The organism is Amycolatopsis japonica (genome assembly GCF_000732925.1).
GTDB classification, from domain to species: Bacteria; Actinomycetota; Actinomycetes; order Mycobacteriales; family Pseudonocardiaceae; genus Amycolatopsis; species Amycolatopsis japonica.
The window spans coordinates 7,341,165-7,357,285 of record NZ_CP008953.1; the positions used below are offsets into that span (position 1 = coordinate 7,341,165).

The window sequence follows — 16,121 nt, forward strand, 5'->3', positions numbered from 1 at the left end:
ACACCCGCCCGGTCCGGAAGAGACCGATCCCACCTTCGTCGGCGCGCCGGGGGCTATCGAAAAACCGCAGATCAGGTAGACTGGCCGCCGGATACGACGGATCTTCCGTCCCGGATCGGGACGCCGCTGCGGCTGAAGGACAGCCGGTGTGGCCCCGGTCAGCACAAGAATGATGTGCGTGCACGCCATCCTGCGGCATTCCCACGAAGGGCCGCTCCAGCGCCAGTAGCGCGGAGCCCGAGCGAAATTTCGTGGTCGAGTGTCGATCGGTGACCAGGGCAGTGCGCGCTGGTCACGAGAGAGGCGAGCACCCTGACCACGAACGAAACCACAACCGAAGAGAACATCACCACCGGCGTCCCGGAGGCCGTCGCGCTGGAGCACAGCGAGACCGGCCCGGCCGCGCTGGACACGTCGCACCCGCTGCAGGCGGGCGCACCGGTGGAGCCCGAATCCCCCACCTTCGCCTCCTTCGGCGTCAAGCCGGAGATCGTGAAGGCCCTCGGCGAGGCCGGCATCGAGCGCACCTTCGCCATCCAGGCGCTGACGCTGCCGCTGGCCATGGCCGGCGACGACCTGATCGGCCAGGCCCGCACCGGTATGGGCAAGACGCTGGGCTTCGGCGTCCCGCTGCTGCACCGCGTCGAGGTCCCCGGCGACGGCACCCCGCAGGTGCTGGTCGTCGTGCCGACCCGTGAGCTGTGCATCCAGGTCGCGAACGACCTCAAGGGCGCGGGTAAGCACCTCGGCATCCGCACGCTGGCCATCTACGGTGGCCGCCCGTACGAGCCGCAGATCGCGGCGCTCCGCAACGGTGTCGACGTCGTCATCGGCACGCCCGGCCGTCTGCTGGACCTGGCCGAGCAGAAGCACCTGGTGCTGGGCAAGGTCCGCGGTCTGGTGCTGGACGAGGCCGACGAAATGCTCGACCTGGGCTTCCTGCCCGACATCGAGCGCATCCTGCGGATGGTCCCGGACAAGCGCCAGACGATGCTGTTCTCGGCGACCATGCCGGGCCCGATCATCACGCTGGCCCGCACGTTCCTGACCCAGCCGACGCATATCCGCGCCGAGGAGAACGACGCCGGCGCCATCCACGAGCGCACCACCCAGTTCGTCTACCGGGCGCACTCGATGGACAAGCCCGAGCTGATCGCCCGCGCGCTGCAGGCCGAGGGCCGCGGCCTGACGATGATCTTCACCCGCACCAAGCGCACGGCGCAGAAGGTCGCGGACGAACTCGTCGAGCGCGGTTTCGCGGCCGCCGCCGTACACGGTGACCTGGGCCAGGGCGCTCGCGAGCAGGCATTGCGCGCGTTCCGCTCCGGCAAGGTCGATGTGCTGGTCGCCACCGATGTCGCCGCCCGCGGTATCGACATCGACGACGTCACGCACGTGATCAACTACCAGACGCCGGAGGACGAGAAGACCTACGTCCACCGCATCGGCCGCACCGGCCGCGCGGGGCGCACCGGCGTCGCGATCACCCTCGTCGACTGGGACGAGGAGCCGCGCTGGAAGCTGATCTCCGACACCCTCGGTCTCGACATGCCCGAGCCCGCCGAGACGTATTCGTCGTCGAAGCACCTGTTCAGCGACCTGGGCATCCCTGAGGGGACCACTGGCCGCCTGCCGCTGTCGAAGCGGACCCGTGCCGGCCTTTCGGCCGAGGTCGAAGAGGATCTGGGCGGCAAGCGCCGGGGCCGTGGCCACGGCCCGGCCTCGAAGGATGAAGAGGCTCCTCGCAAGCGGAACCGCGCACCGCGCAAGCGGACTCGCGGTGGCGCCGACGCGGCAGCCAAGATCGAGGCGGCGGACGCCGCCGCGGCTTCGACGGAAGGCACCGAGGGCGAGACCTCGTCCGAGGGCCGCACGCGGACCCGTCGCCGCAGCCGCGGTGCCGCGAAGCCGAGCCCCGAGGTCAGTGGCCCGGCGGTCGAGAAGGAGGCGGGCGACAGCGCCGAGCGTCCGGCTCGCCGACGCCGCCGTCGCCGTCCGTCGGCGACTTCTGATACACCTGCGTCGGCAGACTGAGCTTTCATACTGCGGACATGGGGAGCTAGGGGCACGTGAGCGAACGCTGGGACGCCGCGCCGGACAACGAACCGGCGCGGCCCGTGCCCGCCGATCCCGAGCAGTCGACCGGCGGCGAGCCGGAGACGGCCGAGAACGCGATCGGCACCGAGGACGTGCTGGACGCCGATCCCGCTCAGCCGGTGGCCACCGAGCCGCCGCTGGGCGGGAAACGCGCCCGGCCCTCGCCGTGGAATCGCAAACGGGATCGCGTGATCGCCGCGGCGATCGTCGTGGTCGTCGCGGTCACCGGTGTCGTCATCGGCGTGACCAGCGACAACGCGGCCACGGTCGCGCAGGTCGCCACCACCCTGCCGCCCGGGCTCCCGCCCGCTCCGGCGCAGGTTCCCGGCTCGTTGAGCGAACTGTGGCAGGCGCCGAGTGCGTCGACACCCGTCCCGATCGGCGAGGCCAACAGCGTCGTCACCGCCGACAAGGGCGAAGTACTCGGCCGGGATCCGTACACCGGCGACGTCCGCTGGCGCTACTCGCGCGATCTCGAACTGTGCACCGTCGCGCTCGCCGGCATCAAGGTGGACGCGGTGTACCGCAAGGACACCGGTTGCAGCGAGGTCACCCAGCTCGACGCGGGCACCGGGCGCCGCACGGCACAGCGCAACGGAGACGCCGAGCTCGGCACGAGGCTGGTCGTCGACGGATCGCACGTCACCACGACCGGCAAGAAACTGCTGAACACCTGGCGCGACGACCTGGTCAAGAGCATGGAGTACGGCCAGGTCCCCGCCATCGTGAACCCGAACAAGCAGCCGAGGACGGGCTGCACCTACGGCACGGTGGCCGCCGCGGCGGGCAAGATCGGCGTGATCGAGCGCTGCCCCGGCGACCCGGCCGACCGGTTCACCGTCTACCGCGCGACCAACGACGAGGCCGACGACCCGAAGGTCGACTACAGCACCGTGCTCGCCGGGAAGAACGCGAAGGTCGTCGCGATGTCCGGCGATCTCGCGCTGATCGTGCTGCCGGAACAGAAACTGCTGGTCATCTACGGCGGCGACGGCCTGCAGAAGTCGGCCTACCCGCTCGACCTGCCCGAAGCGGAAATCACGCAGGATCCGGTGGACGGCGTCATGACGACCTCGTGGACCGCGCAGGGCGTCTACTGGTTCACCGGCTCGAAGACCATGGCGTTCTCGCGGGACGATCTCACCCCGCGCTGGACGCTGAACAACTCGACCGGTCCGGGCGTGACCTTCGGGGAACAGCTGGTCGTGCCCATCCAGGGCGGCCTGGCCGTACTCGACGAGACCACCGGTGCCACCATCCGCACCGTCGGTGTCGACAGGCGCGGCTACACCGGCCCGGTGCTGCTCTCCTCGGTCGGGCCGGTGCTGCTGGAGCAGCGCGGCCCCACCGTCGTCGCCCTCAAGTGACCGGCGAGTGGTAGCAAAGGTCCCTTGCTACCGGCCCGCCGTCATCGCGTCGTCGTCGAGGTCTTGCTCCGCAGCCGTCCGATTTCCTTCCAGCACCACTTGCCGCCCTCGGAGGCGAGCTTGCCGGAACCGCTCCGGGCTCGCCCTTCGACGGTCACCGTGACGGCCACCGTGTACTCGGTTTCGGAGACCTTCGTGACCCCGTCGAGCGTGGCGCTCGAAACGTCGTTGACGCGCTCGATGGACTGGACGACGTCCTGTTCCGCGTCGCTGCACTTGAGCGCCGTCAGGGCGGCCCTGTCATGGGCGTTGATCCCGTCGACGATCGCCTGAGCGGTGCTTTCGGGGCCGGAAGACTTACCGGCCTTGTCGTCGCCGAGGAAGAAACCTGGAGCGACGAATCCGGTGATCCCCAGGACGATCACCACCACGGCCGCGGCGGCGATGCCGACGATCAGGCCGGTCTTGTTGTTCTTCGGCGGCGCGGGCGGCCCGCCGAAGCCCTGGGGATACTGCTGGTTCTGACCGTAGGGCTGCTGGCCGTAGCCGGGGTATTGCTGCTGCTGCGGATACGCGCCGCTCTGGTCGTAACCGCCCTGCTGGTACTGCTGCCCTGGGTATTGCTGCCCCGGGTACTGCTGCCCGCCTTGGCCGTCGGGCTGTCCTGGCTGGGGTGGGTAGGTCATTTCAACGGTGCCCTTCGTCCTCGCTGCGGGGCAGCGTGTTCTCCACGACGTGCCCAGTGAGCCACAGTTTCGCAGGGGAGGAAGGGTTTTTCGGTCGAACTGGCACTTTCCTGCCGTGGTCAGCTCCACCAGAAGAGGCTCAGCGCGGCCGTCACGCTCACCACGACACCGAGACCGGCGAAGCCCGCGACACGGCCATTACGCGTGTCGGCGACCCGCTGTGCCAGCAAGGCGAGGACCGCCGCGACCGGATGCCCGATCAGCATCAGCGGCCCCGGCCCCGGCGCACCGGTGAGCAGGCAGATCCCGGCGATCGCGAGGACGCACACCGCGAGCACGACCATCCCGGCCGCGAGCGATCCGGTCAGCCCGCGCCAGAACCGGCCGCGTTCGGGCGTCTCGGGCTCTTCCGCGGGCGGTGGGGTGGTCGCGAGCTCCTCGGTGTCCGGTGACGACACGTCCTCGCCTGTCCAATCGTCGGGTCTCGAGAATCTAGGGCGCCAGCAACTCCCATGGCTGAGCCGCGGGACCGGCCTCCTGGCCGGCCGCGCAACTGGGCCGGAAGTCGCACCATGAGCAACGGCGGCCCGGGCGCGCCGGGAACAACACGTCCTCGTCGCCGCCGGCGTCCAGGGTATCCGTTGCCAGCCGCAGGTCCCCGGCGGTCTCGTCGGCGCGTTGGAGATGCCGTTTGAGGCTCTGCTCGGTGTGCTCGGCGGCCGCGATGGTGCCGGTGGGCACGTGGTGCAGCTCGACCTGGTAGCACGGCGTGCGCAGGGTCCTGGCGGCCGCGACCGCGTACAGCGCCAATGCCTGCGACGAACGGGCCTCGTACTCGTCCGGCTCACGACGGCCGGTCTTGTAGTCGATGATCACCAATTCCCGGCCACGCTGGTCGATCCGGTCGGCGCGGCCCTCGATGATGAGGCTGGGCCCGCTGCCCGGCTCGAGCGTGACCGGCGCCGAAACCCAGCGCTCCAGCCCGACCGGATCGACGCTGACGTCGTTGTGCTCGACGTACTCCGCGACCCAGGCCTTGGCCCTGGCGCGGTACCGGGCGGCCTGGTCGGCGTCTTCGAACCCGGCGTCCTTCCAGTGTTCGGCGACGAGCGCCATCGCCCGCTGCGGCACGCGCTTGACCACCGGCAGGTCGAACAACGCCCGCAAAGCGTTGTGCACCACCGCACCCAGCGTGCTGTGTGCCCACGCGCCGGTGCGTACCGGGGACGGGCGGTCCAGATACGACATGCGGTAGCGGCGCGGGCAATCTTCGAACGTCGCGAGGCGCGCGGGCGAGACCTTCGTCAGCTTGCGCGGCGCTTCGACGCCGAAGTCGAAACCAATCTGCTCCATCGGATCACCCCGCGCGCAACGCTACGCACCCCCACCGACACTTTTCGAGGGGATCCCCGCCGAAGGGAGCAAGGGACCTTTGCTATCACCGCACGGGACCGCAGTCCGTGCCGGGGGCCGAGTGGGTCGGGCGTGCAATGAAGGGCTCTTTCCTTGCAAATTTTGCAAGGAAAGAGCCTTTCATTGCATCGGGCAGGCGGGAGCGCGAGGCGGAAGGAGCAGGGGACCTTTGCTACCACCCGGCGGTCACGTGCCCGAGATGAAGCCCTTCACCGAGTTCGCCACCAGCTCGACCGCGATCGCGGCCAGCAGCAGACCGGCGATCTTCGCCAGCAGCGTGATCCCGCTTTCCTTGATCAGCCGGATCACCACGCCCGAGTACCGCATGCACAGGTACAGCACGAAGTGCACCGTCACGATCGAAAGCGCGAGAGCCACGTACGCGCCGACGTGACCGTCGGCCTGCCGCACGAAGACGATGGTCGCGGCGATCGCGCCCGGGCCGGCGAGCAGCGGCGTCCCGAGCGGGACGAGGGCGACGTTGACGTCGTCGCCCGCCGCCTCGGCCTCGCCGCCGGTCTTGCCGGTCAGCAGTTGCAGCGCGATGAGCAGCAGCAACAGCCCGCCCGCGCCCTGCAGCGCCGGGATCCCGATGCCGAGGTACGACAGGATCGCCTGTCCCGCGACGGCGAACAGCGAGATCACCAGCAACGACACCAGCACCGCCTGCCGCGCGGCCTTGGCGCGGAACGCCACCGACTTGCGGCCGGTCAGGCTGAGGAACACCGGCACCGTGCCGGGCGGGTCCATGATGACGATCAGCGTGATCGTCGCGCTCATGAACAGGCGCGCGTCGAAGAAGTCCGTGATCGTCACCGGGTCACGACCTGATAGCCGGTGGACCGCGCGACGAGCTCTTCGAGCGCGAGCGGATCGGTGGTCTCGTCACCGAGGTCGATGGTCTTGTTCGTGCCGTGGTAGTCGCTCGACCCGGTGCGCACGAGCCCCAGCTCCCCCGCCAGCCCGTGCAGCCGGACGCGGGTCTCCTCGTCGTGGTTCGGGTGGTCGACCTCGACACCGGTGAGCCCGTGCTCGGCCAGCCCGGCGAGCACGTCGACGCTGATGGTCGCCCCGCGCGTGTAAGCGAAGGGATGCGCGATGACGGTGACCCCGCCCGCCTCCGCGATCATGTCGATCGCGTCCTCGACGAGCGTGTCCTGCCGCGCCACGAAGTATCCGCTGCCGTTGCCGAGATAGCTCGCAAAGGCCTCGTTCACCGACGAGACGACACCGGCACGCACCAAGGCCTGCGCGAGATGCGGCCGTCCGGCGGAACCGTCCTCGGGAAGCAGCGACATGACCTCGTCGGGATCCACCGGGAGACCGTCGGCGGCCATCCGTTCGGCCATCACCCGCAGCCGCCAACGCCGCTCCGACCGCAGCCGCGTCTGCTCGGCGACGACCGCCGCCGACTCCGGGTCGAAGAGGTACGCGAGCAGGTGGACGCTGATGTGCCGCCCGGTCACCGGGTCGACGGAGATCGTGGACAGCTCGGCGCCGGGCACCAGGGTGAGCCCCGGCGGAAGTGCCTCGGCGGCCGGGGCCCAGCCGGCCGTGGTGTCGTGATCGGTGATCGCGACGACGTCGAGGCCCGCCTTCGCGGCGGCGGCGACCAGCCCGGCAGGGCTGTCGGTACCGTCGGAGGCGGTGGAGTGGGCGTGCAGGTCGATGCGCATCGCGGATCAGTATCGACGATGCGCCAGGTCACAGCGACCCCGGGACCTGCGCTAACCGACCTTCTTCTTACCGCGGGCCGCACGCTGCGCCTTGATCATCGAAAAGCGCTCGGCCTGCTTCTGCTTGTCGCCGAAGACGAGCTCGGAAATCGTGTCGTAGAACTCTTCCGGCTTCGGCAGGTAGTCGATGCGGTTCAGTGCCTGGATCTGACCGGCGGACTCGACCACCATCGTCCCGTACCCCATCATCCGGCCCCACGCCGAACGTTCGTAGGTGAGGTCGGTGACCTTGGTGATCGGCATCATCAGCACCTTGGTGGTGTAGACGCCGGTCGTCATCACGAACCGTTTGTCCGTGACGACCAGTCGCTCGACCCACCACTCCATCACCACGTACGCGAAGCGCAGGATGACGAGCAACGCGGCATACCAGAGGATGTTCTGGATGACCCACGCGGCGGGCGGCAGCAGGTAGGACACCAGGACGCAGATGGCCAGCAAGGCCACCGCCTCGAAGGTGTCCCACAGCAGCACCGCCCAGTGACGGCGGATCCTGATGACCCGCCGCTCGGTGTCGAGGAGGTACTCGTCTGGATCGCGTGGGGCGAACATACCGATAGAGTATCCGCCGTCCGCTAGCTGAAGACGTTGCTGACGAAGGTGATCACCGATTCGGCCGAGTCACGCAGGAAGCCGATGATGTTTCCCACGAGGCCCGCGGCCTGACCTGGCTGCGCGATCACGAAGAACAGCACCAACGCGATTCCTGCGAAAGTGAGGAGCTTTTTCGCGTTCACAGCGATCAATCCTGTCTCTTACGGTGACTGACTGCGGATACTGACCATTCATTTTGTACCGCACCTTCCACCGGCGCGGGAGAGAAGTCCCGCGCTTGGGTCAGCCGGCAGGGGGAAGTGTACCGCACGGCTACTCTCCGTGTACAGGACAGCCATTGTCAGGAAGCCCGCGTCTACCATTCGGGAATGAACACCGTTTCGGACAGCACCGTCCGCTGTGTCGGCGGCATCGTCCATGACGAACTCGGCCGGATTCTGCTGATCCGGCGCGCGAATGAACCCGGACGTGGACTGTGGTCGGTCCCCGGCGGACGCGTCGAACCAGGCGAAACGGACGAAGCGGCCGTCATTCGCGAGATGTGCGAAGAGACCGGGCTCGACGTGATACCGGGCACACCTGTCGGCAACGTCCGCCGCGGCCCGTACGACATCCACGACTACGCCTGCACGGTCACCGGCGGCACTCTCCGTGCCGGGGACGACGCCACCGACGCCCGGTGGATCGACGCCGAAACCTTGATCGAACTCGACAAAGGCGGCCACCTGGCCGAACTCCTGTTCGTCACTCTCCGCGACTGGGGAGTGCTGCCGACCGGGCGCTCGTGAAAGACGCGGGGATAAAGCGGCGCGCGAGGTGAAAATTATCCTCGCCGATGCTTTCGCGTCATCTTCGAAGAGCGGAAACGCTAACGACCATCAGCCGCTGACGGGACTCCGGCCGGGTTCGCGCCGACCGCCCGCTCACGCACGCCGTCCGTCTGATCACGCGTAACCCCAGCCTGACCTCTGTCCTACCGGCCCGAAGTCCGTGAAGGCCTCCTTGAGGGACCCAGAGTCCCTCAAGGAGGCCTTCACGGACTGGGCACATAAGGCGCGGTGAGTGCGGCGCAACGCCTCTCGGCCTGCCCGCCGCCGTCAGCGACCCACGGAAACGCTAAACCGGCAGCCAGGTCATCCGCTGCCCGTGCGGCGCCGTTCTGGCCAGCGCCCGCACGTCCGGGACGCCGGCTTCCCACCGGACGAGCCCGAGCACGGCCTGGTCCGCCGGTTCGGCCAGATCGGTCCTGCCGGGCACCAGCGGCTCCAGCGCGGCGGCGTAGAACTCCTCGCTGACCCACCACAGCGGCCGGTCCGCGGCGAGCTTCCGGAGCGCTTCGAGGAAGTCGGCCCGCCGCTCCCCCAGGTACGCCAGCACGTGGCTGGTCAGCACGACGAGCGGCGCGTCGGCGGGCAGCGTGGCGGCCGCCGAGGCGAGATCGTCGACGGCGTCGCCGGCGATCAGCTCAGGGCGTTGCTTGCCTTGTGCCGCCGCGGCCGTGCGCAGGAGCCGGATCCGATCCGGCTGGTCGGCCCAGACACAGGCTTCGAGCCACGCGAGTTCGTCTTCGTCGGCCAGGTCCACCGGGGCGCGGTCGAGTCCGGCTCGGGCCGTGATCGTCAGCTTCTTCGGCACCTTCGGCGTTACGGCGCCGGGCGCGAGGTCCAGCGCGCAGTGCAGGCCGACCGCGGTCTTCGCGGGCCCGGCGGTGAGCTGCTCGCCGCCGTCGCACTGGTAGCGGTAGGCGTACTTGTCCAGGCCGAGGAGCAGGCCCGCGCTGCAGCCGACTTCGAGCAGCGCGATCTTGCCGCCCGCCTCCTTCGCCGCCGCCGTCACCGCGGGATAGAGCAGCGCGGCACGGCGGACCTCGTTGGTCTGCGTGTACCGCGAGGAGATGATCGCGCGCGCCTTGTCCGCCCGCTCCAGCAGGAACGAGCGGAACAAGGGCCACGTCTCCGAGTCCACGCCGTCGAAACCGCCGACGGACGGGTAGTACCGCGAGAGCGGGTGGATGGGGTCGGCCTGGATGAGGCGGTGCGCGGTCGCCATGAGCAGTGTTCCGCGTGCTTCACCGCCACGGGCGTCGGCCAGCAGCCCGGCGACGTCGTCGTCCTCGGCCGCCTTCGCCGCCAGGTGCTCGTAAAGCGGCGAAACACCGGCCGCTTCGACCGTCGCGAACTTCCGCAGGCGGCTCTTGATCTCATCCAGCCCGATGGGCATCGACGCGCTCCCTTTTCCCGTTCGTGACACCCATTATTCGTGCGGCACGGGACGGCCGGGCTGTTCACCGCCCCGGGTGTCACCGTAAGACCGCTTCGGCACCATCACCTTGCGACGGAACACACAGACGATCGTGCCGTCCTGCTTGTAACCGCGGGTCTCGACGTAGACGACGCCCCGGTCGTCCTTCGACTTCGACGGCGTCTTGTCCAGCACCTCGGTCTCGCCGTAGATGGTGTCGCCGTGGAAGGTCGGCTTCACGTGTTTCAGCGATTCGACCTCGAGGTTGGCGATCGCCTTGCCGGACACGTCCGGCACCGACATCCCCAGCAACAGCGAGTAGATGTAGTTGCCCACCACGACGTTCTTGCCGAAGTCGGTGGTCTCCTCGGCGTAATGCGCGTCGAGGTGCAGCGGATGGTGGTTCATGGTGATGAGGCAGAACAGGTGGTCGTCGTACTCGGTGACCGTTTTGCCCGGCCAGTGCTTGTAGACCGCACCGACCTCGAACTCTTCGTAATAGCGACCGAACTGCACCCATTCCTCCTGCACGAGTAACGCGGCGTGAGCCTGGAACGACAGGCCTTCGTGTTGAGGAGTACCCTCAACCATTGGTGTCGGGTCGTCAACGCGACCCACACCACTGCGTAACCGTCCGCCGAGCCGAAGGAGGTGAGGAACCCGATGTCCAGTGGCGATAGTCCGCTTCCTAGTAGTCGCAGCGTTTCCGCCTTCACATCTCGCCGGATCCCCACCTGGCAGGGCTGACGAAACCGGGAACGCTGGCCTAGCCGAGCGGCCCCCCGACCGCTTGGCCCGTCGTCTTCGCGCACCAACGCACGACGTCTGCCCAGGAGATCCCATGCCTGCCATCCCCTCGCTCGGCGGCCTTCGCGGCCGGAGCAACGGCCGCGCCAAGAGCGTCCCCGAACGCCCGCTGCCCGTCCCCCTTTCGGCGTACGTCGTCGATTGCGCGGTGTACGTGGAGGGCAAGCGCCTGCCCGGCCGCTGGACGCACGCCGAGGCCATCAAAGAGGTGCGCAAGCGGCACGCCGGGTTCGTCTGGATCGGCCTGCACGAGCCCGACGCGGTCCAGATCCAGGGCATCGCGGACACCTTCGGACTGCACGAGCTGGCCGTCGAGGACGCGCTCGAAGCACACCAGCGGCCCAAGCTGGAGCGCTACGACGACACGCTGTTCATGGTGCTGAAGACCGTCCGGTACGTCGAGCACGAGTCGCCCGCGACGGCGAACGAGATCGTCGAGACCGGCGAGCTGATGGCCTTCCTCGGCCGTGATTTCGTGATCACCGTGCGGCACGGGAACCACTCGGGGCTCGCGAGGCTGCGCCGCGAACTCGACCAGGATCCGGAGCGGCTCGACCTCGGGCCGTCCGCGGTGCTGCACGCGATCGCGGACCACGTCGTCGACCACTACCTCGACGTCACCACCGCGATCGAGTCGGACATCGACGAGATGGAGACGCACGTCTTCGCGCCGCGCTCCAAGGTGAGCGCCGAGCAGATCTACTTCATGAAGCGCGAGGTGCTCGAACTGCGCCGCGCGGTCATGCCGCTCGGCACCCCGCTGCAGCGGCTCGCCGAGGGCTACACGCGGCTCATCCCGGACGAGGTCCGTTCCTACTTCCGCGACGTCTCCGACCACTTGACGACCGTGGCGGAGCGGGTCTCGAACTTCGACGAGCTGCTGACCACCCTGGTGGACGCCACGCTGGCGAAGATCACGCTCCAGCAGAACACGGACATGCGCAAGATCACCGCGTGGGCGGCGATCATCGCGGTCCCGACGGCGCTCGCCGGCATCTACGGGATGAACTTCGACTACATGCCGGAACTGCATTGGCGTTTCGGCTACCCGGTGGCGATGACGGTCATCTTCGGCGTCTGCATCCTCCTCTACCGAATATTCAGGAAGAACCGCTGGCTCTGACCTTTCTTCCCCTTTCGGTAGTTCTGGAGTTCCCTCATGCCAAGGATCCTGACCAACCTCAAGTTCTGGGCGCTGGCCTTCTGCGTCGTCTGGCTCGGCATCGTGATCGCGATCATCGCCAAGGACCCCGCGTTCGCGCACGGCACGAAGTAGCGCCGCCGGGCTTACCCTGGAGCGCATGAAAGCGCTGGTGGTCGCGGACGAGGTCGAAGAGCGGCTGTGGACGTCCGCCGTCCGCAACCACCCGGCCGACCTCGTGATCGGCGCCGGCGACCTGCCGTACGACTACCTCGAGTTCCTGGCGGGCGCGCTCGACGTGCCGTGCGTGTTCGTCCCCGGGAACCACGACCCCGACCTGTCCGGCTACACCCGCTACGGCGGACTGTCCATGAAGGACGGTTTCCCCGCGGTGTGGCCCGGGCCGGCGGGCGGGGTGAACGCGGACGGGCGGATCGTCGACGTCGGCGGGCTGCGGTTCGCCGGGCTCGGTGGCTCGGTCCGCTACAACGACGGGCCGAACCAGTGGACGCAACGTCAGCAGGCGCGGCGTGCCCGGAGGCTGGTGCGCCGGGCCCGGTTCCGTCGCTGGCGGGACGGCCGGGACGTCGACGTCCTGCTCACGCACGCGCCTCCGCGGCACTGCGGCGACCGCGAGGATCCGCCGCACCGCGGGTTCGACTGTCTCCATCGCACGATCGAGTTGCTGCGGCCGAAATGGTTGCTGCACGGGCATATCCACCCGCACGGTGAACCCGTGCCGGACCGGGTGGTCGGCGGGACCACGGTACGCAACGTGGTCGGGCACCGGATCATGGAGTTCGTATGAAGGACACCGGTTTTCCCCGTGCGGACGCGGAACACGACTTCCTGCGCGCACGACGACGTCAGGTGTTGTCACGGCTGGCGAACTGGCTGCGCGGCGAACCCGACGACGTCAACATCATGCTGCCGTTCCACGAGGTGGTCGACGCGCTCGGTTATCTCGGCGAGCGGAAGATCGGGGCGCGGGTGATCCGGCTCGACTCGATCGTCGGCAGCGTCGACCGCGGCCGCGATTTCGACCGCCGTTTCCGCCCCACGTCCGGGCGGGTGCGCGAACGCTGGGAACGGCTGGCGCTCGCCACCCGGCGCGGCGAATCGATCCCGCCGATCGAGGTGTACCGCGTGGGCGAACTGCATTTCATCATCGACGGGCACCATCGCGTCTCGGTGGCGCACGCGATGCGACTGTCCACAATAGAGGCGATGGTCACCGAGGTGCGGACCAAACTGGACCCGAGCGGGATCCGGTACCGCGGCGACCTGATCGTCAAGGACTACCGGCGGCTGTTCCTGGAGCGGGTCCCGCTTTCGGGGCACGCGCGGGCTTCGGTGGTGTTCACCGATCCGTGGGATTACGCGCGGCTCGGCGAGCACGTGGAGGCGTGGGGTTTCCGGCTGATGCAGGACGAAGGGGCGTACTCGGATCGGGCGACGCTGGCGCAGCGGTGGTTCGACGAGGAGTTCGTGCCGGTGGTGGCGATGTTGCGGCAGGCGGACCTGATCGGCGCGCGGACGGACGCCGAGGCGTATCTGTGGGTGGCGTGCGAACGGTACCGGCTGATCCGGACGCACCGGTGGGACGACGAGGTCTTCGAGGCGGTGCGGTCACAGTCCCGCTGACGCCCCCTCCCCGTGCTAGGAAAGGACCGTTCCTTGCAAATTTTGCAAGGAACGGTCCTTTCCTAGCATTCGAGGGGCCTACATGTGCACGGCGACCGGCGTAGCCTCCGAAGCGCCTTCGGGAGCCTTCGCCGGAGCACCCGACCGCAGCAGCAGCCCGCAGATCACCGCACCGATGACGAAGATCCACCCGCCCCACACGAAAGCGGTCGTGTAGCTGTGCACCGCCGCTTCGGCAGCCAGTTGCGCCGAAGGCACCTTCCCGGCAGTGAACGACGTCGCCGCGTTACCGGCCAGCGTGCTCAGCAGCGCGGTCCCGATCGAGCCGCCGACCTGCTGCGCGGTGTTGACCGCCGCCGACGCGACACCGGCGTCGTGCGTGTCGACACCGAAGGTCGCGACGCTCATCGCGGGCGCCATCGCGAGGCCGATGCCGACGCCCATGACCATCAGCGGGAACAGCACCCCGCCGGTGTACGTGCTCGTGACGTCGATGGCCGAGAGCCAGAACAGCCCGGCCCCGGCGATCAGCATTCCCAGTGACACCAACGGTTTCGCGCCGAACTTCGGCAGCAGCACGGCCGTCGCCGACGTCGCGCTGGCCATCAGGGTGGCCACCATCGGCAGGAACGCGACACCGCTCTGCACCGGCGTGAACCCGAGGTTCAGCTGGATGTAGAAGGTGAGGAACAGGAAGATCGAGAACATCCCGATGGCGAGCAGGAACATCGCGAGGTACGACCCGCCGCGGTCGCGGTCGAGCAGCACGCGCAGCGGCAGGAGCGGATGTTCGGCACGCTGCTGGATCACCACGAAAGCGGCGAGCAGCACGACACCGGCGGCGAGGAAACCCCACACCGAGATCGAGGACCACGAGTCGCGCTCGGCGTTCGCGAAGCCGTAGACGAGCGCGAAGAGACCGGCCGACGCGGTGATCGTGCCGGGGATGTCGAGCTTCGGGCGCGGGCCCTCGGTCTCGGAGTTCTTCAGCAGCACGAACGAACCGGCGAACGCGATCACCGCGAAGATGATGTTGACGTACATCGACCAGCGCCAGTCGAGGTACTCGGTCAGCACGCCGCCGAGCAGCAGGCCGATCGCCGCGCCGCCACCACCGATGGCTCCGAAGACACCGAACGCCTTGCCGCGCTCCTTCGGATCGGTGAACGTCGTGGTCAGCAGCGAAAGGGCCGCCGGGGCGAGAAGCGCGCCGAAGACACCCTGTGCCGCACGGGCGACGAGCAGCATTTCGATACTGCTCGCGGCGCCGCCGATCGCGGACACGATGGCGAAGCCGGCGAGCCCGACGAGGAACGCGCGTTTGCGGCCGAAGAGGTCCGCGAGCCGCCCGCCGAGCAGGAGCAGGCTGCCGAACGCGAGCGCGTAGGCGGTGACGACCCATTGGCGGGCGTCGTTCGAGAAGCCGAGGTCCCGCTGCGCCGACGGGAGCGCGATGTTCACGACGGTGGCGTCGAGCACCACCATCAGCTGGGCGAGCCCGATCATCACCAGGATCAGCCATCTCCTGGCGTGGTGCGGGTTGGAGTGCTGCGCGGCCGCGTCCCCCGGCGGCGTGGCGACAGCGGTGGATGAGTCAGACATACGGGCGGTTTCCTCACCGATAGTGACGAAGAAGCTATGTGGAGTAGGTATCTCCCCTTTCCGCGCCCAAGGTACACAAGAAGTGGAGACGTGTCCTCTACTTCGTTTGTTAAGCTGGACGAATGGCTCGGGACCTCGCTCCCGCCGCACCGGCGCGGCCGCTGCGGCGCGACGCTGAACTCAATCGGCAACGCATCATCGCGGCGGCACGCGACGTCTTCGGCGAGCGCGGGCTCGAAGCGACGCTCGACGACGTCGCGCATCACGCCGGCGTCGGCGTCGGCACCGTCTATCGCCGCTTTCCCAGCAAGGAACACCTGGTCGAGGCGATGTTCGTCGACCAGTTCGAGACGATCCGCGAGTTCGCCGAAGAAGCGCTTCGCGCCGAAGACCCGTGGGACGGCTTCGCGGACTTCACCTGGCGTGCGGCCGAACTGCACGCCGGTGACCGCGGGTTACGGGAAGTCATGCTGTCGAACGTCTTCGGCCAGGAGCGTGTCGCCGAGGCGAAATCGCGCATGGTGCCGTTGATCACACAGCTCGTCGAACGGGCTCAGACCGCCGGAGTGCTCCGCGCCGACATCGTGCCGACGGACATGCCGCTGCTGCACCAGATGATCGGCTCGGTCATCGAGTTCACGCACGGTATCCAGCCGGACCTGTGGCGCCGGTGCCTCGCGATGCTGCTGGACGGCCTGCGTGCCGAACCGGGCCGCGCAACCCCGCTGCCGCATCCCCCGCTGGACGTCGAGGCTCTGGAAGAAGTCATGTGCTCCTTCCGGCTGCCGAAGCTGCGCTCCTGACCCCGCGTTTCGTCCTCTGAATGCGGTAG

At 68.5% G+C, this 16,121-nt stretch carries 17 protein-coding genes; 7 read left to right on the forward strand and 10 right to left on the reverse strand.

Annotated features, from left to right (window positions below):
• The first annotated feature begins 441 nt into the window (after positions 1–441).
• Positions 442–2,034, forward strand: a complete 1,593-nt coding sequence (locus AJAP_RS33675; protein WP_038519021.1) for a DEAD/DEAH box helicase — start codon at positions 442–444, stop codon at positions 2,032–2,034.
• 35 nt (positions 2,035–2,069) lie between these two features.
• Positions 2,070–3,464, forward strand: a complete 1,395-nt coding sequence (locus AJAP_RS33680) for an Rv3212 family protein (protein WP_038519023.1) — start codon at positions 2,070–2,072, stop codon at positions 3,462–3,464.
• Between the two features lie 41 nt (positions 3,465–3,505).
• Here AJAP_RS33680 and AJAP_RS33685 read toward each other — a convergent pair whose 3' ends face one another.
• The 7 genes from AJAP_RS33685 to AJAP_RS44440 all read right to left on the reverse strand — a co-directional run bounded on the left by AJAP_RS33685 (position 3,506) and on the right by AJAP_RS44440 (position 8,036).
• Positions 3,506–4,150: a hypothetical protein gene (locus AJAP_RS33685; RefSeq protein ID WP_038519026.1), complete on the reverse strand. Its 645-nt coding sequence runs from the start codon at positions 4,148–4,150 to the stop codon at positions 3,506–3,508.
• A gap of 119 nt (positions 4,151–4,269) precedes the next feature.
• The gene (locus AJAP_RS33690) at positions 4,270–4,608 is read right to left on the reverse strand and encodes a hypothetical protein (protein WP_038519027.1); all 339 of its coding nucleotides are present in this window, start codon (positions 4,606–4,608) and stop codon (positions 4,270–4,272) included.
• Between the two features lie 34 nt (positions 4,609–4,642).
• Positions 4,643–5,503 carry a RecB family exonuclease gene (locus AJAP_RS33695; RefSeq protein WP_037332100.1) on the reverse strand — a complete coding sequence of 287 codons (861 nt, stop codon included), beginning with the start codon at positions 5,501–5,503 and terminating at the stop codon, positions 4,643–4,645.
• Positions 5,504–5,749: 246 nt separating this feature from the next.
• Positions 5,750–6,379, reverse strand: a complete 630-nt coding sequence (locus AJAP_RS33700; RefSeq protein ID WP_016331481.1) for a MarC family protein — start codon at positions 6,377–6,379, stop codon at positions 5,750–5,752.
• Positions 6,376–7,239 carry a PHP domain-containing protein gene (locus AJAP_RS33705; protein ID WP_038519030.1) on the reverse strand — a complete coding sequence of 288 codons (864 nt, stop codon included), beginning with the start codon at positions 7,237–7,239 and terminating at the stop codon, positions 6,376–6,378. Before AJAP_RS33705 ends, AJAP_RS33700 begins: the two co-directional genes overlap by 4 nt.
• 51 nt (positions 7,240–7,290) lie before the next feature.
• Entirely contained in the window at positions 7,291–7,851 is a 561-nt protein-coding gene (locus tag AJAP_RS33710) for a PH domain-containing protein (protein WP_016331479.1), read from the reverse strand.
• A 23-nt stretch (positions 7,852–7,874) separates the two neighbouring features.
• Positions 7,875–8,036, reverse strand: coding sequence for a hypothetical protein (locus tag AJAP_RS44440; RefSeq protein WP_005167589.1), 162 nt, complete (start codon positions 8,034–8,036; stop codon positions 7,875–7,877).
• A gap of 186 nt (positions 8,037–8,222) precedes the next feature.
• Between AJAP_RS44440 and AJAP_RS33715 the strand changes: the two genes are divergently transcribed.
• Positions 8,223–8,642 (forward strand): NUDIX hydrolase, encoded by a 420-nt coding sequence (locus tag AJAP_RS33715; RefSeq protein WP_038519033.1) that lies wholly within the window; start codon positions 8,223–8,225, stop codon positions 8,640–8,642.
• Between the two features lie 328 nt (positions 8,643–8,970).
• Here the strand turns inward: AJAP_RS33715 and AJAP_RS33720 are convergent, their stop codons facing one another.
• Together AJAP_RS33720 and AJAP_RS33725 are read right to left on the reverse strand one after the other, a co-directional pair.
• Positions 8,971–10,074, reverse strand: a complete 1,104-nt coding sequence (locus AJAP_RS33720; protein WP_038519036.1) for a DUF2332 domain-containing protein — start codon at positions 10,072–10,074, stop codon at positions 8,971–8,973.
• 33 nt (positions 10,075–10,107) lie between these two features.
• Positions 10,108–10,686 (reverse strand): MaoC family dehydratase, encoded by a 579-nt coding sequence (locus AJAP_RS33725; RefSeq protein ID WP_016331476.1) that lies wholly within the window; start codon positions 10,684–10,686, stop codon positions 10,108–10,110.
• A 250-nt stretch (positions 10,687–10,936) separates the two neighbouring features.
• Here AJAP_RS33725 and corA point away from each other — a divergent pair, with 250 nt between their 5' ends.
• The 3 genes from corA to AJAP_RS33740 all read left to right on the forward strand — a co-directional run bounded on the left by corA (position 10,937) and on the right by AJAP_RS33740 (position 13,687).
• Positions 10,937–12,025 (forward strand): magnesium/cobalt transporter CorA, encoded by a 1,089-nt coding sequence (gene corA / locus AJAP_RS33730; protein ID WP_038519039.1) that lies wholly within the window; start codon positions 10,937–10,939, stop codon positions 12,023–12,025.
• 178 nt (positions 12,026–12,203) lie between these two features.
• Positions 12,204–12,851 carry a metallophosphoesterase family protein gene (locus AJAP_RS33735; protein ID WP_037332110.1) on the forward strand — a complete coding sequence of 216 codons (648 nt, stop codon included), beginning with the start codon at positions 12,204–12,206 and terminating at the stop codon, positions 12,849–12,851.
• Entirely contained in the window at positions 12,848–13,687 is an 840-nt protein-coding gene (locus AJAP_RS33740; protein ID WP_016331473.1) for a ParB N-terminal domain-containing protein, read from the forward strand. The genes AJAP_RS33735 and AJAP_RS33740 overlap by 4 nt, the downstream gene beginning before the upstream one ends.
• A gap of 78 nt (positions 13,688–13,765) precedes the next feature.
• Here the strand turns inward: AJAP_RS33740 and AJAP_RS33745 are convergent, their stop codons facing one another.
• Complete coding sequence (locus AJAP_RS33745) at positions 13,766–15,289, reverse strand: MFS transporter (RefSeq protein WP_038519043.1); 1,524 nt, start codon at positions 15,287–15,289, stop codon at positions 13,766–13,768.
• Between the two features lie 122 nt (positions 15,290–15,411).
• Between AJAP_RS33745 and AJAP_RS33750 the strand changes: the two genes are divergently transcribed.
• Entirely contained in the window at positions 15,412–16,092 is a 681-nt protein-coding gene (locus AJAP_RS33750) for a TetR/AcrR family transcriptional regulator (RefSeq protein WP_038519045.1), read from the forward strand.
• The last annotated feature ends 29 nt before the right edge of the window (positions 16,093–16,121 follow it).